The sequence below is a fragment of the Chloroflexota bacterium genome, assembly GCA_020850535.1.
In the GTDB taxonomy this organism is placed as follows: Bacteria; Chloroflexota; UBA6077; order UBA6077; family JACCZL01; genus JADZEM01.
Genome location: JADZEM010000166.1, coordinates 58,180 through 79,854 on the forward strand (window position 1 = coordinate 58,180; position 21,675 = coordinate 79,854).

At 68.7% G+C, this 21,675-nt stretch carries 19 protein-coding genes; 12 read left to right on the forward strand and 7 right to left on the reverse strand.

Annotated features, from left to right (window positions below; translation table 11 throughout):
* Positions 1–40: 40 nt before the first annotated feature.
* The 5 genes from IT306_23935 (at position 41) to IT306_23955 (ending at position 3,490) form a co-directional block, all read left to right on the forward strand.
* The gene (locus IT306_23935; protein MCC7371491.1) at positions 41–709 is read left to right on the forward strand and encodes a phosphatidylserine decarboxylase family protein; all 669 of its coding nucleotides are present in this window, start codon (positions 41–43) and stop codon (positions 707–709) included.
* A gap of 75 nt (positions 710–784) precedes the next feature.
* Positions 785–1,633, forward strand: a complete 849-nt coding sequence (pssA, locus tag IT306_23940) for a CDP-diacylglycerol--serine O-phosphatidyltransferase (protein MCC7371492.1) — start codon at positions 785–787, stop codon at positions 1,631–1,633.
* 88 nt (positions 1,634–1,721) lie between these two features.
* Positions 1,722–2,624 carry a FecR domain-containing protein gene (locus tag IT306_23945; protein MCC7371493.1) on the forward strand — a complete coding sequence of 301 codons (903 nt, stop codon included), beginning with the start codon at positions 1,722–1,724 and terminating at the stop codon, positions 2,622–2,624.
* A 174-nt stretch (positions 2,625–2,798) separates the two neighbouring features.
* Entirely contained in the window at positions 2,799–3,119 is a 321-nt protein-coding gene (locus IT306_23950; GenBank protein MCC7371494.1) for a hypothetical protein, read from the forward strand.
* Positions 3,116–3,490, forward strand: a complete 375-nt coding sequence (locus IT306_23955) for a hypothetical protein (protein MCC7371495.1) — start codon at positions 3,116–3,118, stop codon at positions 3,488–3,490. The genes IT306_23950 and IT306_23955 overlap by 4 nt, the downstream gene beginning before the upstream one ends.
* A 564-nt stretch (positions 3,491–4,054) precedes the next feature.
* On the opposite strand, the gene IT306_23960 is transcribed toward IT306_23955, so the two are convergent.
* Positions 4,055–6,016, reverse strand: coding sequence for an ABC-F family ATP-binding cassette domain-containing protein (locus tag IT306_23960; GenBank protein MCC7371496.1), 1,962 nt, complete (start codon positions 6,014–6,016; stop codon positions 4,055–4,057).
* A gap of 186 nt (positions 6,017–6,202) precedes the next feature.
* Here IT306_23960 and IT306_23965 point away from each other — a divergent pair, with 186 nt between their 5' ends.
* The 3 genes from IT306_23965 (at position 6,203) to IT306_23975 (ending at position 9,847) form a co-directional block, all read left to right on the forward strand.
* A complete protein-coding gene (locus tag IT306_23965; protein MCC7371497.1) occupies positions 6,203–7,006 on the forward strand; it encodes an SDR family oxidoreductase in 804 nt (267 codons plus the stop codon).
* A 7-nt stretch (positions 7,007–7,013) separates the two neighbouring features.
* The gene (locus tag IT306_23970) at positions 7,014–7,901 is read left to right on the forward strand and encodes a sugar phosphate isomerase/epimerase (GenBank protein ID MCC7371498.1); all 888 of its coding nucleotides are present in this window, start codon (positions 7,014–7,016) and stop codon (positions 7,899–7,901) included.
* A 503-nt stretch (positions 7,902–8,404) separates the two neighbouring features.
* Entirely contained in the window at positions 8,405–9,847 is a 1,443-nt protein-coding gene (locus IT306_23975) for a hypothetical protein (protein ID MCC7371499.1), read from the forward strand.
* A 91-nt stretch (positions 9,848–9,938) separates the two neighbouring features.
* Here IT306_23975 and IT306_23980 read toward each other — a convergent pair whose 3' ends face one another.
* From IT306_23980 to IT306_23990, 3 genes are all read right to left on the reverse strand, one after another.
* Positions 9,939–11,069, reverse strand: a complete 1,131-nt coding sequence (locus IT306_23980; protein MCC7371500.1) for a glycosyl hydrolase — start codon at positions 11,067–11,069, stop codon at positions 9,939–9,941.
* Between the two features lie 13 nt (positions 11,070–11,082).
* Positions 11,083–12,300 (reverse strand): PLP-dependent aminotransferase family protein, encoded by a 1,218-nt coding sequence (locus IT306_23985; protein ID MCC7371501.1) that lies wholly within the window; start codon positions 12,298–12,300, stop codon positions 11,083–11,085.
* Between the two features lie 106 nt (positions 12,301–12,406).
* Positions 12,407–13,576, reverse strand: a complete 1,170-nt coding sequence (locus IT306_23990; protein MCC7371502.1) for an FAD-dependent oxidoreductase — start codon at positions 13,574–13,576, stop codon at positions 12,407–12,409.
* 180 nt (positions 13,577–13,756) lie between these two features.
* Between IT306_23990 and IT306_23995 the strand changes: the two genes are divergently transcribed.
* The 4 genes from IT306_23995 to IT306_24010 all read left to right on the forward strand — a co-directional run bounded on the left by IT306_23995 (position 13,757) and on the right by IT306_24010 (position 18,080).
* Positions 13,757–13,984: a hypothetical protein gene (locus tag IT306_23995; protein MCC7371503.1), complete on the forward strand. Its 228-nt coding sequence runs from the start codon at positions 13,757–13,759 to the stop codon at positions 13,982–13,984.
* An 81-nt stretch (positions 13,985–14,065) separates the two neighbouring features.
* Positions 14,066–15,652: a hypothetical protein gene (locus tag IT306_24000; protein ID MCC7371504.1), complete on the forward strand. Its 1,587-nt coding sequence runs from the start codon at positions 14,066–14,068 to the stop codon at positions 15,650–15,652.
* A gap of 146 nt (positions 15,653–15,798) precedes the next feature.
* Complete coding sequence (locus tag IT306_24005) at positions 15,799–16,980, forward strand: GGDEF domain-containing protein (protein MCC7371505.1); 1,182 nt, start codon at positions 15,799–15,801, stop codon at positions 16,978–16,980.
* Between the two features lie 83 nt (positions 16,981–17,063).
* Positions 17,064–18,080, forward strand: a complete 1,017-nt coding sequence (locus IT306_24010) for a peptidylglycine alpha-amidating monooxygenase (GenBank protein MCC7371506.1) — start codon at positions 17,064–17,066, stop codon at positions 18,078–18,080.
* Between the two features lie 175 nt (positions 18,081–18,255).
* Here IT306_24010 and hpt read toward each other — a convergent pair whose 3' ends face one another.
* From hpt to IT306_24025, 3 genes are all read right to left on the reverse strand, one after another.
* Positions 18,256–18,924, reverse strand: a complete 669-nt coding sequence (gene hpt / locus IT306_24015) for a hypoxanthine phosphoribosyltransferase (protein MCC7371507.1) — start codon at positions 18,922–18,924, stop codon at positions 18,256–18,258.
* 486 nt (positions 18,925–19,410) lie between these two features.
* Positions 19,411–20,658, reverse strand: a complete 1,248-nt coding sequence (locus IT306_24020) for a serine hydroxymethyltransferase (GenBank protein MCC7371508.1) — start codon at positions 20,656–20,658, stop codon at positions 19,411–19,413.
* 200 nt (positions 20,659–20,858) lie between these two features.
* On the reverse strand, positions 20,859–21,659 hold the full coding sequence (locus IT306_24025) for a DeoR/GlpR transcriptional regulator (protein MCC7371509.1): 801 nt from the start codon (positions 21,657–21,659) through the stop codon (positions 20,859–20,861).
* Positions 21,660–21,675 lie beyond the last annotated feature (16 nt).

Genomic DNA, 21,675 nt, shown 5'->3' on the forward strand with positions numbered 1-21,675 from the left:
CGTCCCTGGCCCCGCGCCGATTGTGTGCACTGAGGTGGGTATGTCGTTGTTTTCGTTCGACCGGCCGGCTGACCCGCCGGTCGGCGCGACCCTCAAGGAAGGCTGGCCGTACATCCTGGGGCTGGCGCTGCTGGCCCTGCCGCTCTGGCGCTGGAAGCCGCTGGCGGGCCTTGCGGCGCTGATGGCTGCCGGCGCGGTCGCCTCCTTCTTCCGCGATCCGACACGCCCGCTCGATCCTGAGGCGGACACGTTCTACTCGCCGGCGGACGGCACCGTCATCGGGACGGATATCGTCGAAGACCCCTGGTTCGTGGGGCGGCCCTGCCACCGGATCAGCATCTTCCTGTCGGTGTTCAACGTCCACGTCAATCGCAGCCCGGTGGCCGGCCACATCGTGGAGGTGCGCGAGCTGGGCACCGGTTTCGCGCCCGCCATGAGCTTCGAGCGGTCGCACGAGAACCGCCGCCGGGAGATCGGCCTTGAGACGGCGCGTGGCCGGATCGTGGTCGTCCAGGTGGCGGGGCTGATCGCCCGGCGCGTCGTCGGGTGGGTTCACCCCGGTGAGTCGGTGCTGGCCGGCCAGAAGCTCGGCATGATCACGTTCGGCTCGCGCACCGATCTGTACGTCCCCGTGGGGGAGGCTGTGCCGTTCGTCACCGCGGGCCAGAAGGTCGTCGGAGGGAAGACGCCCGTCGCACGCTGGCTGTAGCTGCGCGCGGAGTTGCAGCTTCCGGGGACGGTGCGCGCGGTGTCCGGCACTGTAAGATACGGAGAGGGGCCACCGATGAATCGACGATCTCTCGGAAAGCGCAAGCTTGGGTGGACCGTTCCGACGCGGCTTCGGCGCTGGACGCCGAACGCGCGAGGCTTTGTGATGGAGCGACGGGGCTGGAAGCGGCGGGTGGCGAAGCGTGGCGGGCTCGCCGCCCACGTCGTCACCTTCACGAACCTGGGCTGTGGGTTCGCCGTACTGCTGCTCCTGCATGAAGGGCAGGTCAACCTGGCCGTCAGCTTGATGTTCCTGGCGATGGTGCTGGACTTCTTCGACGGTGCGCTGGCCCGTATGGCCGGCCACGGCAGCGCATTCGGCAAGGAGCTGGATTCGCTGGCCGATCTCGTCTCGTTCGGGGTGGCCCCGGCTTTCCTGGTCTACCAGGCGTTGAACGCGCCGTCAGCGCTCGCGGCCGGGCTGGTCTCGCTGTCGTTCGTGGTGGCGGGCGCGTGGCGGCTGGCGCTGTTCAACGTGGCCGAGTCCGGACGCGACTTCCGGGGCATGCCGATCACGGTGGCTGGCGGTTTGATGGCGGCCATCGCCCATCAGGCGCACCTGGCGGGCAACTGGCCGTGGCCGGTCCTGGCGTTCTTCACCGTGGGGCTGGCCGGACTGATGGTCTGCCGGGTCAAGTTCGTCAAGCTCTCGCGCGTGCTGGTCCCGGCCATCCGCAAGCTGCCGGATGAGATCCGCTGGACGGTTGTGCTGCTGACCATCCCGACGGTGGCCATCATCATGGAGCCAAGCTCGGCGGCGGTGATGACCCTCGGCGCGATCTACGTGCTCTACAGCCTGCTGGACAACCGCCGCCCCAGCCCGACGCCGACCGCTGCCAAGATCGGCGAGGAGGCCGCGCACTGACCTGCCCGCTGACGGTGGTCGTTTCAGTACTTCTCCTGGTATCGTCCGCGCGTCGCGCCATGCCGTCGGCGCAGTGGAGGTAACGGGCATGCCGGCAGGCTGGCGTTGGGACGGGGTCGTACGGCCAACATCGCGGCTCCTGGTCGTGACGCTCATCGTCGTCGGGCTGCTGTGGCAGGCGAGCTTCGCGCTCGGGCAGGTCGCTGCCGGCGCGACGGTCACCGTGCTGCGTGGCACGGTCAGTGTCTCGCGGGCAGATGGCACGGCGGTGATGCCGGCGTCGAGCGGCCTCGTGCTGGGGGTCGGGGATACCGTCGCCACGGTGGGGCGCTCCTCGGCGCTGGTCACCTTCTTCGACGGCAGCGAGATCGAGCTGGGCGCTGACACGGCCATCGTGATTCAGAACATGCAGGCCGGCAGCGCCGGCGAGAAGACGATCCTGATCAAGAATGTGGTTGGGAGCACGGTCCATCGGATCGTCGCGCTGGCCACGCCGGGCTCGTCCTATCGCATCGAGGCGAACGGGACCGTCACCGACGTGCGCGGCACGACGCTCGGGCACCGGGTGGACGAGGATGGCAACGTCACGGTGTACCTGATCGATTCCAACGGGAACGTGATGTTCCCGACGAGCAGCTACTTCATGCGGGACGGCGAGGTCTGTACGTGGTCAGTCTCTGGCGACCTCGTCTGCGCGTCGGCCAACGGCGAGAATGTCTGGAATGTGCTGGCGAACGGCGTTTTCGGGAACCAGGCCGGCGGCACAGGCAATCAAGGGGCGCTGACCGGCTCGCAGCCGAACAACAAGCCGCGCGACGACCACGACAGCCGCGATGGCGGCCCGACGCCAACGGCGACAGCGACAGCGACAGCTACGCCGGAGGGACGCCTGACGCCCACCGACACGGCCACCCCGACGCCGACCACTACCCCGACCGTGACCTCTACTACGAACCAGCCGCCCTGTGCGCTCCTGGTGGCCGGCTGCTAGTGCTGCCAACCAACGTCCCCTCTCACGAAGCCTCCCGTCGACGGGTGTGAGCAGGATTACACCTTGCCCTGGATGCCTCGTGGTAGCCTGTAGCACGACACGCGTGGCGCCGATACTCTCGTCCAGAACGGCGGCGCCCTCCCTCCTCCCGCGCCAGGTCAAAGGAGGCGTCTCATGGCTGTAGTTGAAGCTCCGTTCAACTCGCTGATTCACGACCGTTCTCCCGCAACCCGAGCGTTTCTCCGGTTCTTTGGCACGCTGTGCTCTATCCCCACGGTCGAGCGGATCGCCTGCGACATGGATCGCGGCACGCTGCACTACTGGGTCAAGCTCAACAGCGACAGCGAAGCCGGCCAGAACGCCATGTACGACGCCTGGCGCCGACTCCTGGCATCCGATGACGTTCAGCTTGGGGCCGAACTGCACGTCATCTTTACCGACGAGGGCGACGAGGTGATTCCATCTGACGCCGACGTGATCTTCGTCCGCGAGTGAGCACCGCCGCCGACGCCCACCGCGCCCAGGCGCGGGCCAACCAGGACTTCGCTGACGAACTGCTCCGCGATCACGCGGGCAGCTCGTCTCACGTGCAGTGGGCCGTCACCGCGACGTTCTACGCCGCGGTTCATGCGATGCAAGCCCATCTGATTGCTTGCGGGCATGATCCCCAGTCGCACCAGCGGCGCGAGCAGCTCATGGCCGATCCACTGAACAAGGTGCCGGCCGACGTCTTCCGGGCCTACATGACGCTGAGCAGCTACAGCAAGAAGTCCCGGTACCGCTGCGGCATCTTCGCGCCGAGTTGGGTGCGCCAGACGCTGCTGGATCGCCACTTGAAAGCCATCTTTGACTTCGTCAGCCTGTGAGCCTCGTGCTACCATGCGCGCGGTATGAGAACGGTGCTCACGCTCCTGGCCGGCATGCTGATCGGTGTGTGCCTCGCCATAGTTCCTGATCTGGTATATGAGCGGCGTACCGTGTCCCTCACCGGGGAAGGACGCGTGGTCTGAGCTGACCTCCAGCGTGCTATCACCCAAGATGGATGGCGCATCGTACGCGTTGACAACGAGGTCCTCTATCAGATCGAGCGGCCTCGCATGCGTCTGCCTGTGGCTGACATCGTTCGTGCGCCGGCCCGCCCAACCGAGGCCCCGAAGCCAGCATCCCCCTCTCCCTAAAGCAAGAACGCTGTTGATTCCAACCTGTCCCTGGTTGAGGGGGTGGTGCACGTGCCTGCACACACGCATGTGAGTGTTGCGATGTGATGCCCGGCGCAGCACCTCGGCGCTCACGATGGTGATGTTCGCGCAACCGTCGTCAACCTGCGCGTCCGACGCCCGACCATCGGCGGGGGCGTGTTCAACGTCGGGAAGCCGGCGACATCCGACGTGCGGTCTCGAACGTAGTCGTTCGGCGGCTCTGACCGGACGCTACGCCGACAGCTCGATCTCGGCGGCCAGGGCTTCCCAGCGCGCTTCCAACTCCGCGACGCGTACGTCCAGGTCGGCGTGCTCGGCGGCCAACGCCTCCAGCGCGCCCGGCTCGCCGTAATGGGCCGGGTCGGCCAGCATCTCCTCGACGGCTGACTTGCGCGCCGCCACCTTGCCCAGCTCCGTCTCGATGCGGTTCAGCTCACGCTCCTGGGCGGCCGGGCCACGCTTTCGCCGCCGCTCAGCCTCCTGGCGAGCCGACCGCTCGGCGCGCTCGCGCTCGGCCTCGTCGCGGGCGGCGGCGTCCAGGGCTTTTTGCTCGGGTGGCGGCGTCGTCGGCGTCGAGGAGCTGCCGGCGGCGATGCGCCGGTCGCGGTACGACGAGTACGCGCCCAGATAGACCTGGAGCCGCCCGCCGCCCACCTCGCCGACCTTCGTCGCCACGCGGTCCATGAAGTAGCGGTCGTGGCTCGCCATGACCACCGTCCCCTGGAACTGACGCAGGGCCCGCTCCAGCTCCTCGCGTGAGTCCAGGTCCAGGTGGTTCGTCGGCTCGTCGAGCAGGAGCAGGTTGGCCGGCTGCAAGAGCAGCCGGGCAATCGCCAGCCGCGCCTTCTCGCCGCCGGAGAGCACGCCGATCGGCTTGTGCGCGTCGTCGCCGGTGAAGCAGAACCGGCCCAGCAGCGTGCGGATCGCCGACTCGCCCCAGCCGGCCGGCGCGGCCGCCCAGGCCTCTTCGAGGACCGTCCGCCGCGCGTCCAGTACCTCGGTCTGATCCTGGGCGTAGTACCCGACCGTCACGCCAGCCCCGAGCAGCAGCGTGCCACGGTCGGCCTGCTCCACGTCCGCCAGCATCCGGAGGAGCGTGCTCTTGCCGGCCCCGTTCGGGCCGACGAGCGCCAGCCGCTCGCCTCGCTCCAGCGTCAGCGCCAGCCCGTCGAAGACGGTGTTCGGGCCGTACCGTTTGACGACGTTCTGGATCGTCACGACTTCGCGGTGACTCGGCTTGGCCGGCGGGAACTTGAGCGCCATGCCACGGGCCTCGGCGCGCGGAGCCTCGATGCGCTCGACGCGGGCCAGCGCCTTCTCGCGGCTCTTGACCTGGGTCGCCTTGGTCGCCTTGGCGCGGAATCGGTCGATGAACCCCTGCTGCCGCTTCAGCTCGCGCTGCTGGCGCTCGTAGGCCGTCTGGGCCGCCTGGAATCGCCGCTCCTTCTCCCCCAGGTAGTAGGAGTAGTTGCCGGCGTACTCCACCAGCTTGCCGCGCTCCAGTTCGACGGTCCGCGAGATCATCCGGTCCAGAAAGTAGCGGTCGTGCGAGACCACGATGGCCGACGCACCCGAGGCTTTCAGATACCCTTCGAGCCACTCCGTCGCGTCGAGATCCAGGTGGTTCGTCGGCTCGTCCAGCAGGAGCAGGTCGGCCCCGCGCACCAGCAGCTTCGCCAGTGCGATGCGGGTGCGCCAGCCGCCCGAGAACTCGTCGGTCCGCTTGTGGAGGTCGTTCTTGCCGAACCCCAGTCCGGCCAGGATCTTGTGGATCTCCGCCTCGACGCGGTACCCCCCGCGTGCTTCGAAGCGCGCCAGCACCTCGGCGTGGCGGTCTACCAGCCGGCCCAGGTCCTCCTCGGGCAGGTCGACGTGGAGCGACCGCTCGATCTCCGTGGCCTCGTGCTGGAGGGCCAGCAAGTCGGCGTGGGCGGCCAGCATCTCGTCCCAGAGGGTGCGCTCGTCCACCACGCCGGCATCCTGCGGCAGATACCCGATCTGCCAGCCGTTCGCGAGCTGCACCTCGCCGTTATCTGGCTCTTCCTCGCCGCAGACGATCTTGAGCAGCGTCGTCTTGCCGGCGCCGTTCGCGCCGACGAGGGCGATCTTCTCGCCGCTGGCGATGGTCAGGGAGACGGCGTCGAGGATCGGTCGGGAGCCGTAGCTCTTTTCAAGTTCAACCAGTCTGAGCACGAGATGAAGTGTGGCGGGCGGGCGGCACGACTGGCAACGTGCCATACTGCGCCGCGCCCTGTTCGCAAACGAACGGGGTATGGCGCGCCAGCACATCCCGGCACGCGGCGCGTGGCAGCATGCAATCGACGACGATGCGCGAGGTCGTGGCCGCTCAGGCCAGCCTCGACGTGGGAGGGACCACGGATGAGTGGGCAACTACAAGGGCAGATCGCCATCGTGACCGGGGGATCCGGCGGCATCGGCACGGCGCTGTGCAAGACGCTCGCCGCCAGCGGGGCGACGGTCGTGGTGGTGGACATCGACGGCGCTGGGGCGGCGCGCGTCGCCGACGAGATCCGCGCGGCCGGCGGCACGGCGGAGGGGCGGCGGCTCGACGTCACGAACCCCGCCGAGGTCACGGCGCTGGTGCAGGACGTGGCTGCCACCTACGGGCGGCTCGATCAGCTCTGGAACAACGCCGGCATCGTGACAATCGGCCCGCTGATCGACATCTCGCCCGAAGACTGGCGGCGCGTCTTCGCCGTGAACGTGGAAGGCGCGTTGTTCGGCACCCAGGCGGCCCTGCGCCAGATGCTCGGCCAGGAGCCACACCCCGTTGCCCGGCGCAAGGGGCTGATCGTCAACGTCAGCTCGGGGGCGGCGGATCGTGGCCGCCCGATGCTCCCGGCCTACGGCGCGAGCAAGGCCGCGATGACCCACCTGATGAAGACGACGGCGGCAGCGTACGGCGAGCAGGGCATCTGCGCGACGGCGATCTATCCAAGCAGCATCTTCGAGGGCATGTGGAAGCAGATCGATCCGGAGTGGGGCGCTTACGAGGGGCTGCCGCCCGGAGAGATGGGCCGCCGACGGATGTCCGAGAGCCTGCTCGGGCGCTACGAGAAGCCGGAGGAGGTCGCGGCGATTGCCCTGCGGATCGCCGAGCGGACCGGGCTCGCGATGAACGGAAAGATCGTGATCACCACGCCCACCGTCCGGGACTCCTGAGGCCACCATGCCGATCGAGCTTGGGATCGCGACGCCGGCCGTCCCGCGCGATCCGCGTCTGCTGGACGACCAGTTCTGCAAGTGGGCCGCCGATCTCGGCGTGACGGTGCTTGGCACGCACCTCGGCCCGACCCCGGAGGACGTACTGCCCTACGCTGCCGAGGTGCGCGAGCGGCTCGACGGCTGGGGCCTCCGCATCGTGCAGGCGACGGGCTACAACCCCGCGCTCGTCGGGCGGGATGCCGCGCGCCGCGACGACGATCTCGCCCGGCTGGCGCGGTCGTTTCGCGCAGCCCAGTTGCTCGGCAGTCCGATGGTGCTGACCGGCTGTGGCAGCTACCATCCGACGCACGGCTACGGGCCGCACCCGGAGAATCACCGCCCTGAGGCCCGCGAGCGGATCGTCGAGTTCCTGCGGCTGGCTGCCCCGCGCGCCGAAGATCACGGGGTGGTGCTGGCGCTCGAGTGCCACCTGATCACGGCGCTCGACACACCGGAGCACATCCGCGAGATCGTCGAGGCGGTCGGCTCGCCCAGTATCCGCGTCAACTTCGATCCGGTCAACCTGCTGAGCAGCATCGACGCGGTCTATCAGTCCGGGGCCGAGATGGAGCGGATGCTCTCCGTGCTGGGTCCGTACTATCACTGGACCGCACACGCCAAGGACCTCGTCATCGAGCCACGGCTGGCGCTCCACTTTGACGAGACGGTCTGCGGCGACGGCCTGCTGGACTGGGCAGCCTATCTGCGCTGCGCCGAGTGGCTGGGCACGCCCGAGCAGCCGGCGGCGGTCCTGGTGGAGCACATGCCAGCGTTTCTCGCGCCGCGCGGCCTCACCTTCGTGCGCGGGCAGGCAGCAGCGGCCGGCATCCAGGTTCTCGGGCGGCGGGGGTGATGCCGCGCCGTTCACCTGGGCCGGTCTGGACCGCCCGTTCGCTGGGGGACGCGGAGCCGACGGCTCTTGGTCCGGCTCTTCGGTCCGGCTATTCGTCGTCCAGGTCGAGCTCGACGAGCGGCTCGGGGAACATCGGCTCGACATCGTCCTCGTTGCTGGGAGTGCTCGACTCGTGGAGATCGACAGTTCGCATACACTGATGGTAGCGCCAGGTGACCCGTGTGGCCCACCATCACGGCGGCGGGCGAGCAAGGGAGCTTCCGATCGTGATACGCCTCTGTAACAGAGTGGACCCAAAAGCCGTCCCTTTGGCGTATCCTATGTCGTTTTAGGGTCATCATCATGGTTACCGCTGGCGGGGCGCGCCAGAAATTCGTGTCTCGGGACTGCACGAATTCAGGGGCGACGCGCCACTGAGTAGTCAGGAAGCACGAGCCAGGGTGATCCGTCTTGACGATAAGACGGCGGCGCTGGGTACGGAGGGAACAGCAGGGATGGACGTGGTGAGCAGCCGGTCACGCGGCCGTCACACACGCCTGCGTGGTGAGCGGCAGGCCCGATTCGCACGCGTGCGTTTCTTCGTGCTGCTCGGACTGCTGCTGCCGTTGTTCAGCGCACTCCAGACACTCGCCGATTCCGGCGTGCCGCAGGTCGAGATCCGGGTCGTTCAGCGCGATGTGCCGGTCGAGGTACCGGTAGAGGTCGTCGTTGAGCGCATCGTGGACCGCTTCGTCTTGGTGCCGATGCCACGCACCGGCGCCCAGGCTGGCATGCTGGCCCGCTGGGACATCTCGCGGCTGCCGCAGGCCGGTACGCCGTTCCTGCGGGTGGCCCAGGCTGCTGCCAGGGCCTCGGGCGTGACCGTGTTGCCACAGGTTGGGACTGCACCGGGCTTCTGGTCTCCCGATCAGGTAGCCCGTGTCCCAGGCGCGGCTGAGCGAACCGGCCAGGCCGGCCAGTTCGGGTCGCTCACGGGCCTGTTCAACGAGGCGGTGGCCTCGGTTGCGCCGGGCGCTTCGCGGGCGGGCGTGTCCCTGGGGTCTGGTGCGTCGATCGTGAGCGGCCCGCTCGGGGTACGCTCGCCATCCTCGAGCTTCATTCGGCCATCGAGCCAGATCAGCAGCAGCAGCGCGAGCGGCAGCTCGACGGCGACCCGGTCGAACTCGGGCACGCTCCCCACGTCCATGCTCAACAGCCAGGGCTTGATCGTCTCACCGGACGGTCAGCTCGTATCGCCAGAGCTGGTGCTCGCGCCTGCGGGCGCCCAGCCACTGATGCTCGCCGTCGCGCCGGCATCGGCTCCGCTGACCACCTCGATGTATGCCACGCCGACGCCGACCATGGTGATCGGGCCGGTTCGTCGTCAGCCTACTCGCCAGACGCGCACCACGGGCAACGACAACGAGCCGCTGCTGACGGCGCTCTCGCAGTCTGATCCCGGTACGGGGACCACTCCAGGCTCTGGCTCGACCACGCCGCCGCCACCACCCTCGACGGCGCTGGGCCCGACGCCCGAAAGTGGTTCGAACCTGCCGAACTTCAAGACGCCAACGGCAACCCTGATCCCGCAGCCGACCGAGACGCCGAAGCCGGCCCCGACCGAGACGCCCAAGCCGCAGCCAACTCCCGTTCCGCCGACGGCGACCCCGAAGCCTCCGACTGCCACCCCCGTGCCGCCCACGGCCACGCCGGTGCCGCCGACGGCGACCCCGAAGCCGCCCACCGCCACGCCCAAGCCGCCGACCGCGACGCCCAAGCCGCCGACGGCCACCCCGAAGGTCGTGACAGCCCCCACCAAGACGCCAACCCCGAAGCCGGCCACCAAGACCCCGACCCCGACGCCCAAGGCCGCGACGAAGACGCCAACCCCGAAGCCCGCGACGGCCACGCCGAAGCCGGCCACGCCGACGCCCAAGCCGCCGACAGCTACCCCGAAGCGCGCCTGACGTCCAGGCGCGCTTCCTGGGGTGAGATCGTCACGGCGACGTCGGGGAGTGCGCCGCGCGGCTCGACCGAGCGAGCATCCGGCAGCCTTCCTCAGGCCAGCGAGCGGTACTGCTCCGTTGGCCACGCTCCGAGCGCCAGCAACTGCACCATGGCCGCTTGATCCAACAGGGTGCAGGGCCTTCCTGGCCCCTCGAAGTGGAACAGGCCCGTTGCACGGTCGTGGATGGACGGGTCGCGCCAGGCACGGTCGGCGTAGGCCAGCATCTCGTCGTGGTACGCGCGGGCGCCGGTGACGGCCGCCAACTGAAGCAGGTTGCGGAAGAAGATCGCCACGAAGATGGCAGGCTGACCGGCGTAGCTTTGCCGCCCGTACCATGCGAGCGCGGCCTCGGCGGTCTGTTCGGCCTGCTCGAGGTAGATGGTGTCGCCGGTGATACGGTGGAGCATCACACCGGCCGCCACCGGCACGCCCTGGTTGTAGATCCACTGGGCGGTGTCGATGCGTCCATCACCCAGCACCTTGTCGTGATAGAGGCCGGCCTCTGAGCCATGCTCGATCCAGAGCGTTGCACGGAGCCAGCGGTACGCCTCGATCGCCGTCTGGACCCGGTCAACGGTGGCTCGACCGTTCCGCCCGGCCGGCTCGGTCAGATCGTGGAGGTGCGCGGCGAGCGCTGCCAGCCCTGCCGTGACCGCTGCGCCACGGTCGCGGTTCCAGGTGGCGTCTACCCAGTACACGCCACCGGGGTACGGCTGCGCGTCGCTGGCCCACGCCGCCGACACGAGGTCGAGGATCTGGCCGGCCCGCTCCAGGCCGGCGTCGTGTCTCGCTGGCCGGCCGCCGGTCCGCATCCGGTACGCCTGCACGATGTCCAGCGCGATCCAGGTGTTGTCGTCAAGGTAGGTGTCGCCGCCCTGCCCGAGCGGAAACGGCGGATACGACGCGTACGATGGCTTGTTGACGATGCCGTTGCGGCGGCGCGGCTGCCAGTACGCCAGCCGATCGACGACATTTTCGATGTCGGCCGCGTACTGGTGGCCGACGTCCGGCAGACCGCGCATGTACAGGGCGGCCTTGGCAGCCTCCTCGAACGGCCAGACGTAGGCGAACGGGTTGCCACCGGCAGCAGTCGGGACGGACTCTCGGTAGAGCCGCGCGCCCTGCAAGTACAGGTGGCGCTGCATCGCTGCGTACGCCTGGACGGCCCGTTCGCCAGTCATCAGTCGGCTGACCTTACCCCATCGCTGCCCTGATCGACTTCCCGAACGCCGCGCCGCCAGCGTAGCACTTCTCGACCGACTCGTAGCTGTAGGCCAGCCGCGCGAACTCCTCGCCGCCGCCGTTCGGCATGAAGCCGGTGCCCGGCCGCCACTCGACGCTCTCCTCGGCCGCCCACTTCTTCAGCTCGGCAGTATCGGTGCCGGTCGGCAGCTTGATCCAGATGAAGAAGCCGCCTTCAGGCACGCTGATCTCGGCATCCGTGCCGTCGAGGTGCTCGCGCAGGCCGCGCAGCATCGCGTCTCGCTTGTTGCGGTAGATGTCGATCAGCAGCTTGACGTGCTGCTCCATGTGATCGCGCAGGAAGTACGTCGCCACCCGCGACATGTACGGGTTGACGCCGCCGCCGAAGAGGAAGCTCTGCAGCGCCGGGATCATCTCGGCCGGGGCGCACAGCCAGCCGAGCCGCACGCCCGCCCCGAGGATCTTCGAGAGCGTGCCCGCGCGGATCGTGCGGCCGTTCGGGTCGAGCGCGTAGATCGACGGCAACGCATGCCCCTCGAAGCGCAGCTCGCCGTAAGCGTCGTCTTCGAGGATCAACGTGTCGTACTCGGCTGCCAGCGCCACCAGCTCCTTGCGCCGCTCCAGCGACATCGTGGGGCCAGACGGGTTCTGGAAGTTGACGATGGTGTAGATCAACTTGCAGCGGCGGCCCGAAGCCGTGATCGATTCCAGCTGCTCGCGGACGGCGCTGGTGACGATGCCGTCCTGGTCGACCGGGACGCTGTGCACCTCTGCGCCGTGCCGGCGGATCGTCTGGAGCGTGCCGGAGAAGGTCGGCGCTTCGGTGATGATCGGGTCGCCGATGTCCACGAACGCGCTGAACGCCAGCGAGAGCGCGTTGCCGGAGCCGTTGGCAACCAGGATGTTGTCGGGGCTGACCTTCAAGTCCTCGAACAACTCGTACTTGTGGCAGATGAGCTTGCGCAGGCCCAGGTAGCCCTGGGCCTCGCCGTAGGTCATAGCCGCGTCGCCCTCTTCCTTGAGCATGCGGGCGGTCGCGGCGAGCATCGCGTCATGCGGGAACGAGGCGGGGTCTGGCAGGCCGCCTCCAAACTCGTAGAGGGACTCGGTCAGGACGCGCGGGCCGCCGCCGGCCTTCGGGCCGGTCCAGCCGATCTGTGCGCGTGAGGAGAGCAGGTCATCCCATCGGGTACCGGGCACCGTCGCCATTCGTCCGAACCTCCAAGCGTCGCATTATAGACCTGGGTTTTGGGCGCTGGGTTTCAGGTTTCGGGGAGCGCGCCTGAAACCTGAAACCCAGCGCCCAGAACCTCGACTAGCGCAGTCGCCCTGTCAGCGCGCGGGCGTTCACGACGGCGTCCCACGAGAAGAGCGGGCTCCAGTTGTCGCCGTCCACGTCGTCGAGCCGGTCCATCACGACGGCCCCGATCACCGAGCCGAACTTGAAGCCGTGCCCGGAGCCGCCCGTCGCCACCAGCAGCCGTGCATCGCGCGGGTGGAAGTCCACCAGGAAGTCGCTGGTTGGGGAGAGGTTGTACATGCAGCTTTCGGCGCGGACCGTCGTGGAGGACGGGTCGATGCCGAAGTGGTCGCGCAGGAACGCCTCGGCGCCCTCGACGAAACCAGGCGGCGTCGTCCGGCGGTCGAAGTCCGGCGACGCGACCGGCTCCGACTGGACGTGGTGCGCGATCTTGAAGACGTCCGTCCTCCAGGCCGGGAAGCCGTAGTGGCCCTCGTCCGAGCAGCCCCAGGCGGGCATCTGGGGCGAGTGGAAGATCGGCGGCACCTCGGCGAGGTACATGATGCCCTGCTTCGTCTGGGTCAGGGTCTCGGTCAGCTCGGGGAGCAGCCGCTTCGTCCAGCCGCCCAGCGCCAGGACTGCTCGCTCACCCTGGAAGCGCTCGCCGCCGGCCGTGCGCACCTCGACGACCTGGCCGTCCTGGTCGATGGCGACGATCTCGCGCTCGGGGAGGATCGTGGCGCCTGCCCGCTCCGCGACGATCCGCAGCGACTCGATGCAGGCACTGGCCCGCACGAAGCCGGCATCCCGCTCCAGCAGGGCGCGCTTCGCCAGCTTGAACTGGGGGAACCGTGCCCGTAGCTCGGCCTGACCGAGGATCTCGATGTCCGCGCCGATCTGCCGGCTGACCTTCTCCAGATCGTCCAGGTACGGCTGCTGGTCCAGCGCCGTGAAGTTGAGGTTGCCGACGGCGAGGTAGAGGTCGTCGCCGGTCTGGGCCTCGATCTCGCGCCAGCGCTGCATCGCCTTGCGGGCGAGTGCGGCGTAGTGCGGCTCGGTGTAGGTCGAGCGGATCTTCCGCGACGGCCCGTAGGAGGCGGCAATCGGGTTGGGGAGCGGACCGCGCTCGACGACGGCGACGCGCAGGCCACGCATGGCAGCCTCGGCGGCAGTGCCCAGCCCGAACGCGCCGCCGCCGACGACGAGCAGATCAAACCGGTTGGTGGACCTGTCAGCAGCGGACATGAGCGCGGCTCCAGCAGTGCAGAATGCCGGCATTCTAGTGCAGAGGCGGGGTGTCGGGTTGCGGGGCCGCGTCTGGGCAGGCCGTAACTGACCGCGCGGCCTCCTGGGAACCCAGTACACTCCGTGCAGAGCGATGGCGAGTGCGGTCCGTCAGACGGACCGTCGAGGTGGGAGGCCGAGATGCCTGTTACACATGACCGTCACTACAAGGTGACCCTCCACCTGACCGATGAGGAGCTACGCCGCTGGGACCATGTGCGGCGGTCGCTCTCGGACGGCGAGCAGGTGCCGTCCCATAGTGACGCGCTGATGATGGTGCTGGAGCTCGTCGAGGAGGCGTCCGTCGGACGGCTCGGCAGGCTCACCGAGCACTGGCGGGCCAGGGAGCGCGAGCGCGTCGAGGAGTAGGCTCGACTCAGCCCCTTTCGACCTGTTTGCGCGGCAGGTAATCGGGACCGGCCGGCCCCCCGCATCGTTCTCTGATGCGTGATGCAACAAACCGCCCGCCTGCTCCTCGCGCTTGTGACCGTCGTGAGTGTGCTGCTGCCCGCCCGAACGGCAACTGCCGCCGCTGCGCCGGGTTTCGCCATCAGCGGGACCACCCTGGTGGACCCAGCCGGCCGCCCCGCCTTCCTCATCGGCGCGAACTACCAGGGGCCGGCCGACCGCGCCTGGCAGATGTGGGCCGACGACCAGTTTGACCTCAACCTGATCGGCCAGGACTTCGCGCGGGCGAAGGCGGCCGGCCTCAGCGTCCTCCGTATCTTCGTGCAAGCGCCGCTGGCGAACGACCTCGCGGCCGGTCGCTGGCAGAAGCTCGACCGCGTCCTGGACCTGGCCGACAAGCACGGACTCTCGATCGTGCTGGCCCTGAACGACTACACCGACTGGGATCTCGGGCGGGTGGCGGCGCTCGACGGGGCCATTGCCGCGCACTATCGCGGCCGGCCGACGCTGGTCGCGCTCGATCTCAAGAACGAGCCGCGCCTGGGCGACCTTGCGCTGTCGATCTACCCGCCCGGCGATGCGCCGACCCTCCAGAGCGCCGGGCTGGTCGCCCGGATCGGGGAGCGGATCACCCGCGCCGAGATCCCCGAGTACCGCGCGAGTGAGGCTGGGCAGAAGAACGTCCCCGCCCGCCTCTCCGACGACGAGGCGTATGTCTACATCAACGTCCTGCGGGCCTACGTCCAGTTGCTGGAGGACTCCGGGAACTGGGTCAAGAGCCGGGACGGCGCCAACGTCGTCACGTATCTGCGGTCGCCTGAGGCCGCCCGTTGGAGGCCGCTGACCGACGCCTTGAACGATGCGCTGGCCCTCTGGCTGCGTCCGCGCCTCAGCGCGATCCGCGCCGCCGACCCCGACCGACTGGTGACCGTGGCCCAGGTCGACACGATCCTGGCGACGCTGCCCGTCAACGCCTGGACCGACTACCGAACCTACCATCGCTACCCGTCCGCGACGCCAGCCGGTATCCGAGCGGCGCTCAGCCTGTGGGACGACGTGCGAAGGGCCGTTCCCGGCCGCCCGCTGGTGCTCGGCGAGTTCGGCGTCTCGAACGAGGGTACGGACGAGGCCACCAGTGCTGCCCTGGAACTGGAGTTCGTGCGCGGGGTCCGCGAGCGCGGCGGGGCCGGCGCGCTCAAGTGGATGCTCAACGACTTCCCGAACGGGGCCAATGCCCGTGAGAACAGCTTCGGGATGTTCCGCGCGGACGGCACGGCGAAGCCGGTGGTGGGCAGCCTGAAGGCGTACGCTCAGACTGCGCCGCAGCCGGTCGGCGGCCTCGTGGCAGCCGCCGCCGCCGCGCCGCCCGCCTGCGAGCCGGCCAGTCCGGCCAATCTGCGCCTACCCGTCCTCAGCGTTGTGGTGGTCGCCGGCACCGATGGCGAGGGCGCGTACATCCGCAAGAGCACCCGGCTGGAGGATCGCCTCCGGGCCTGGTCAGACGGTACTCGCCTGGACGTGCTCGGGCCGGACGTGGAGCGTGACGGCTTGCGCTGGACGCCCGTGCGCGATCCGTGTGGCGCGGTGGGCTGGCTCCCGATGCGCTACGCCGCCCCGGCCGCTCCCTGAGTCTTCCTGACGCTTTCGTCGGCGGTAGTCCGACCTGACCCCCGCACACAGACTATCCCCCACCGACACTTGAGCGTGCTTCTCGTCGTTCGTCTCTATGGATGCACCGCCCCATGAGTGCAAGGTGCAGAGCTGGACGAGATCGCATGTTTCGATGGAAGCGCTCCACCCTCGAAGCCGACCCACCGGCCTCCCAGCCGGAATCACCCCGTACCGCCGATGCTGCCGGGTTCAGGGATGCCGACGATCCGGCGCTCGAAGCGTTCGTGTCCGTCCTCCGTGCGATGGGCCAGTACGCCTTCGACCTGGAGCATGAGAGCTCCATCTCGTACAGCCAGCTGTGTGAGGCCTGGGCGCGGCACCTGTTGATCCTCGCGCCGCCCCCCTTGAGCGACGACGAGCTGATCGAGCGCGAGCGCAACGTCGGGCCTCAGGGCGAGGGCGAGGATGCCTCAGCGGAGACGCCGCCCCGCCGCGACTGGCCGACCGTCGTCCAGTTTATGCAGTCCCGCCGCCAGCGGGAACAGCAGCACGTCAACAAGGCCCTTGGCGACCTGCGCCAGGGTATCTGGGCGTTCGCGCAGAGCCTCGGGTCGGCGCTGATCGAAGACCAGCGCATGGACAACCGCTTGAAGTCGCAGATCGACCGCCTCAAGTCGGCGGTCGAGCGCAACTCGACCGAAGAGCTGAAGAAGGAGATGGTCTCGGCGGCCAGCAACCTCTCGAAGCTCGTCTCCGAGCGCCAGCAGGTGCAGCGGCTGCGGCTGGAGCAGCTCGGCGCGCGCGTCACCGATCTGGCCGGGCAGCTGCGAGACGCCAAGGCCGAGAACACGCGCGACGGCCTGACCCAGCTCGTCAACCGTAAGGGCTTCGACGAGTTCATGAACCGCATGGTCTTCATGCGCGACGTGTTCGGGGAGTCGGCGGCGCTGCTGGTCATCGACGCCGACCGCTTCAAGTCCGTCAACGACACCTACGGTCACCCGGGCGGCGATGCCGTCCTGAAGAGCATCGCCGACACGCTGGTCCGTAACTTCCCGCGCAAGAGCGACCTTGTCGCGCGGTACGGCGGCGAGGAGTTCGCGGTGGTGCTGCCGGACACGTCGCTGCAGAACGCCGTTCGGCTGGCCGAGCGCACGCGGCAGGCCGTGGCCGGGCTGGAAGTGCCGTATGGCGACCAGATCATCCGGGTGACCATCTCCATCGGCGTCGGGCGGCTCGGGCGGTTCGAGTCGGTGCAGGCGTGGCTCGAACGGACGGATCAGGCGCTGTACATGGCGAAGGCGCACGGTCGCGACAAGGTGGTCGACGCCATCGATCCGGACTGACGCGGCGTCGTTCCGACCACCAACGGCTCAGGCAACCTCCCGGGGCCGGCTACAATGCCGGCCGACGCGCTGGGAGGAGCACTATGGCCGTCGGACCTGCCACCCCTGAGACCGTCTACGAACCCGTTCCCTTCTGGGCCAAGATCCCGCACGGCATCTGGCTCAAGGAGGCCACGTCTGTCGCCGTGGACTCGCACGACCGGGTCTACGTCTTCAACCGGGGCAACATGCCCGTCCTCGTCTTCGACCGGGACGGCAACCTCGTCGACTCCTGGGGCAACGAGACGCCGTTCATCGGCACCGAGCTGTTCGAGGATCCGTACGGCAACATGATGCCGCGCTGGAAGGGCGCTCGCTTCATGCGCGCCCACGCCATCACCATCGACCGGGAGGACAACCTCTGGCTGGTGGATGACCTCGGCAACAAGCTCACCAAGACCGACAGGAAGGGCAAGACGCTGATGACGCTCGGCAGCGGCACGCCGAGCGACTTCCAGAGCGGCGTGCCGTTCAACCGCCCGACGGACATCGCCGTCTCGCCGAAGACCGGCGACCTCTTCGTCTCGGATGGCTACCGCAACTCGCGGGTCCACCGCTACGACAAGAACGGCAAGCACATCCTCTCGTGGGGAACCTCGGGGACGGATGAGGGCGAGTTCAGCCTGCCGCACAACATCGCCATGTTCGGGGATGACGCCGTCATCGTCTGCGACCGCGAGAACCACCGCGTCCAGGTCTTCTCGGTGGACGGCGAGTTCCGCCAGACCTGGCACGCGCACAAGGCGGTGGCTGCCTACGCCGGCAAGGGCGAGGACACCAACGTTTACGTCGCGGAACAGGGGCCGCCGCCGGTCCAGCACAACGTCCCGAACCTGGGCCACAAGATCCAGATCTACAACCGCAAGGGCGAGCGCATCACGAAGTTCGGCGCGGCCCTGCCCGGTGAGGCCCCGGACCAGTTCAACTGGCTGCACAGCGTGGCCGTGGACTCGGAGGGGAGCGTCTACGCCGCCGAGGTCTCCTACGTCGAGGTCGGCAGCAAGATGTCGCCGCCCCGCGAGGTGGTCAGCCTCCGCAAGTGGCGGCGCGCAAAGGGCTGACCGCGTCGCTCCCTCGCAATGTGCGCCGGCCCCCTCTCTCCCGCGCACAGGGAGAGAGGGTCGGGGGGTGAGGGGCCTCCGACCTGACGCACGGACTGCGTGGGTATTTCGTCAATCTTCATCAAGCCCCGACGACGCTGCGGGACGCGCCCATCATGCAATCGCCCTGCGTGTCTCAGCCTGCCGGTGGCTCCGGGCGGTAGCGCTCCGGTCGGAGGGTCGCCAGGAACGGCAGGTTGCGGTAGCGCTGGTGGTAGTCCAGCCCGTAGCCCACCACAAACTGGTCTTCCAGCTCGAAGCCGACGTACTCGATCGGCACGTCCGCCAGGCGGCGGGTCCGCTTGTCGAACAGGGCGCACACCTCCAGGCTGGCCGGCTGCCAGCGCTCCAGGTGGCCCAGGATGTACCGCAGCGTCATGCCGGTATCGACGATGTCTTCCACCAGGATCACATGCCGCCCGGCGATGTTCAGATCCAGGTCTTTGACGATCCGCACCGCCCCGCCGTGGCCCATCTCCGAGACGGCCATGAAGTCGACCTCGACGGGCAAGCTGATCTGGCGCATCAGGTCGGACAGGAAGAACGTCACGCCCTTGAGGATGCCGATGAGGATCGGGGGGCGGCCGGCGTAGTCGCGGGTCAGCGTCTCGCCCAGGCGGCGCACCCGCGCGGCGATCTCCGCCTGGCTGAACAGCACCCGCTCGGCGCGCGCCTCGGCCCGGAACGCCTCAGCCTCCGGCGAGACCACCTCATCCGGCCCGAATCCGAACCGCGCCAGCAGCTCCTGGTAATCCTTGCGGTAGAGCAGCCGCACGTTGACGTGCGGATACAGCTCCTTGATCATCCGCAGCTTGCGGTTCTTCTTGGTGACCAGCCGCTGGCGGAGCGTTGTCAGCTCCAGGTACTGATCCAGCTCCGGCAGGTAGAAGTCCGGGCTGAACATCTCCAGCACCCGCTCGCCCTTGGCGCGCAGCACGAACGAGTACGGCTCGTAGCGCCAGGGCACGCGGTAGAAATCGAAGATCGAGGCAAGCTCGCGCTCGCTGGGGTGGGCGAAGACGATTGGGGCGGCCGGGTCACGCGGGATGATGCCGGCCGGCGTCCCAACGATAGACGGCTCGTAGGCGCTGTCGTCGTCCTCCGGAGGGCCGGCCGCGGCGCCGTTCAGCCCGCCGCGCACACTCCTGGGAGACTCCCTCGTGGTGTCAGCGTTCGCACGCCCGAGGGACGACGCACCGTCCGGCTGGACTGTCGATCCACCTGCCTGCGCGTCACCCTCGCCGTGCTCGTTCACCCGTCTCCTGGTCCCGGACGCGGTCTACTCATCCGATCAGATCGGTTTGAGCGTGTCGGCCAGCGCCCGCATCTCGGCGGCGACGTCGTCCAGGACGCTCGTGTTGTCCGGATCGGCTGCCACCAGCGCCACTGCCCGGGCAATCTGCCGCATCTGGTCTTCCGTTGCGCCGCGCGTCGTCAGCGCCGGCGTCCCGAAGCGCACGCCGCTGGTCTGGCGTGGCGACCGCGTCTCGCCGGGCACTGTGGATTTGCTGGTGATGATCCCGACCCGCTCCAGCGCCTCGGCCAGCTTCGCGCCGGTGTACGAGCGGTCCAGCAGGCTGACCAGCAGCAGGTGGTTGTCCGTGCCGCCAGACACCAGGCTCAGGCCACGATCCCACATCTCGCCGGCCAGCGCCGCCGCGTTCTTGACGACCTGTTCGCTGTAGGTCTTGAACTCCGGCTGCAACGCCTCCTGGAAGCAGACGGCGCGCGCCGCCACCGCCCCCAGGATCGGGCCGCCCTGGAGCATCGGGAAGACGGCCCGGTCAATCGCCTTCGCGTACGTCGCCTTCGAGAGGATCAGGCCGCCGCGCGGTCCGCGCAGCGACTTGTGCGTAGTAGTGGTCACGATGTCGGCGTAGGGGACTGGGCTGGGATGCACCCCGGCCGCCACCAGCCCGGCGATATGCGCGATGTCGGCCATGAACAGCGCGCCGACCTCGTCCGCGATCTCGCGGAAGCGCGCCCAGTCGATGATTCTCGGGTACGCCGATGCGCCCGCCACGATCATCTTCGGCTGGTGTTCGCGGGCCAGCGCGGCCACCTCGTCATAGTCGATGACGTGCGTCTCCGGATCGACGTGGTACGAGGAGAACGTGAACTGCTTGCCGGAGAAGCTGACCGGGCTGCCGTGCGTCAGGTGGCCGCCGTGCGAGAGATCCATCCCCAGGATGCCGTCGCCAAGCTCCAGCGTGGCGTAGTAGGCCGCCATGTTGGCGCTGCTGCCGGAGTGCGGCTGGACGTTCGCGTGCTCCGCGCCGAACAACTGCTTCGCCCGCTCGATAGCCAGCGTCTCGATATCATCGGCCAGCGCGACGCCCTGGTAGTAGCGGGCGTGCGGGTATCCCTCGGCGTACTTGGCGTTCAGGTGCGAGGCCAGCGCCTGGAGGACGGCCGGCGAGGCGTAGTTCTCGCTGGCGATGAAGTTGAGGGTCTGGTTGTGGCGAGCGTGATCGCGCTGGAGGAGCGACCAGATCCGCGGGTCGTCCGTCTCCAGCCCCGGGCGCGTGTCGATGGCCATGAGGTTCGGCCCTCCGTCGAGGTTGGGGCAGCCCTGAGACCTCACCCCAAGCACACGCTCCGGCCGGGAGCGAGCGGAGGCGCCGGGCGGCCGATGTTCATCCAGGGGATGCCTCACGCAGCAGGAGGCACGTTGCCACGGGGCAGTATACCGCCGTTCGGGCCGGCGTAGGTCGCTCGCCCCGCACGGTTCGGCCAGGATCAGGCCAGGATCAGCTCTGCGCCCGCCTTCTCGATGGCCGCGCGCGCATCGTCTGGCAGGGCGTCGTCGGTGACGACGGTCTGGATCGACGAGAGCGGCGTCACCTTGATGAAGCCCGTCCGCGACCACTTCTGTGCATCGGCCAGCAGGATCACCTGGCGGGCTGCATGGACCATCGCCCGCTTGACCCGCGCGATCTCCGGTGAGGTCTCCGTGACCCCAGCCTGAAGCTCCACCGACTGCGCCCCCAGGAACAGCTTCTGCACCACCACGGCATCCAGCCCCTGCTCGGCGAGGATGCCGTGGGTGCTGAGCGTGTCGAAGTTGAGGCTGCCGCCCAGCAGCACGACCCGCACATCCGGCACGCCCCGGAACTCCATCGCCACGTTGAGGGCGTTGGTGATGACCGTCAGCGGCCCGAGCGTCCTGAGGTAGGGCGTCATCTGGACGGTCGTCGTGCCAGCGTCGAGGATGATCGTGTCGCCCGGGCTGACCAGCCCGGCCGCTGCCCGCCCGATGCGCGCTTTCGCATCCTGGGCCAGCGACTTTCGCTGCTCGAAAGCGATCAGGCCGCTGCGTTGCTCGGGGGCCACCGCGCCGCCTCGGTCACGCAGCAGGAAGCCATCCTGTTCGAGCTGCTCAAGGTCGGTGCGGATGGTGACGGCCGAGACGCCGAACTGCTCGGCCAACTCGCTGACGAGGACTGTGCCACGCTGCCGCACCAGATCGACGATGCGTCCGCGCCGATCCCGCATCAAGAGGCTCTTTGGCCCAGGCCGCTCAGTGTGCTCTGCTGCCATCCGTGCTGTCCGCCCC

Bases quoted from the DNA above. Each gene is read 5' to 3' on its own strand.
- hpt (MCC7371507.1), bottom strand. From the start codon at position 18,924: ATGATCAAGGAGCTGTATCCGCACGTCAACGTGCGGCTGCTCTACCGC.
- IT306_23995 (MCC7371503.1), top strand. From the start codon at position 13,757: ATGCCTGTTACACATGACCGTCACTACAAGGTGACCCTCCACCTGACC.
- IT306_24000 (MCC7371504.1), top strand. From the start codon at position 14,066: ATGCAACAAACCGCCCGCCTGCTCCTCGCGCTTGTGACCGTCGTGAGT.
- IT306_23950 (MCC7371494.1), top strand. From the start codon at position 2,799: ATGGCTGTAGTTGAAGCTCCGTTCAACTCGCTGATTCACGACCGTTCT.
- pssA (MCC7371492.1), top strand. From the start codon at position 785: ATGAATCGACGATCTCTCGGAAAGCGCAAGCTTGGGTGGACCGTTCCG.
- IT306_24025 (MCC7371509.1), bottom strand. From the start codon at position 21,659: ATGGCAGCAGAGCACACTGAGCGGCCTGGGCCAAAGAGCCTCTTGATG.
- IT306_24010 (MCC7371506.1), top strand. From the start codon at position 17,064: ATGGCCGTCGGACCTGCCACCCCTGAGACCGTCTACGAACCCGTTCCC.
- IT306_23990 (MCC7371502.1), bottom strand. From the start codon at position 13,576: ATGTCCGCTGCTGACAGGTCCACCAACCGGTTTGATCTGCTCGTCGTC.
- IT306_23965 (MCC7371497.1), top strand. From the start codon at position 6,203: ATGAGTGGGCAACTACAAGGGCAGATCGCCATCGTGACCGGGGGATCC.
- IT306_23980 (MCC7371500.1), bottom strand. From the start codon at position 11,069: ATGACTGGCGAACGGGCCGTCCAGGCGTACGCAGCGATGCAGCGCCAC.
- IT306_24005 (MCC7371505.1), top strand. From the start codon at position 15,799: ATGTTTCGATGGAAGCGCTCCACCCTCGAAGCCGACCCACCGGCCTCC.
- IT306_23945 (MCC7371493.1), top strand. From the start codon at position 1,722: ATGCCGGCAGGCTGGCGTTGGGACGGGGTCGTACGGCCAACATCGCGG.
- IT306_23935 (MCC7371491.1), top strand. From the start codon at position 41: ATGTCGTTGTTTTCGTTCGACCGGCCGGCTGACCCGCCGGTCGGCGCG.
- IT306_23985 (MCC7371501.1), bottom strand. From the start codon at position 12,300: ATGGCGACGGTGCCCGGTACCCGATGGGATGACCTGCTCTCCTCACGC.
- IT306_24020 (MCC7371508.1), bottom strand. From the start codon at position 20,658: ATGGCCATCGACACGCGCCCGGGGCTGGAGACGGACGACCCGCGGATC.
- IT306_23970 (MCC7371498.1), top strand. From the start codon at position 7,014: ATGCCGATCGAGCTTGGGATCGCGACGCCGGCCGTCCCGCGCGATCCG.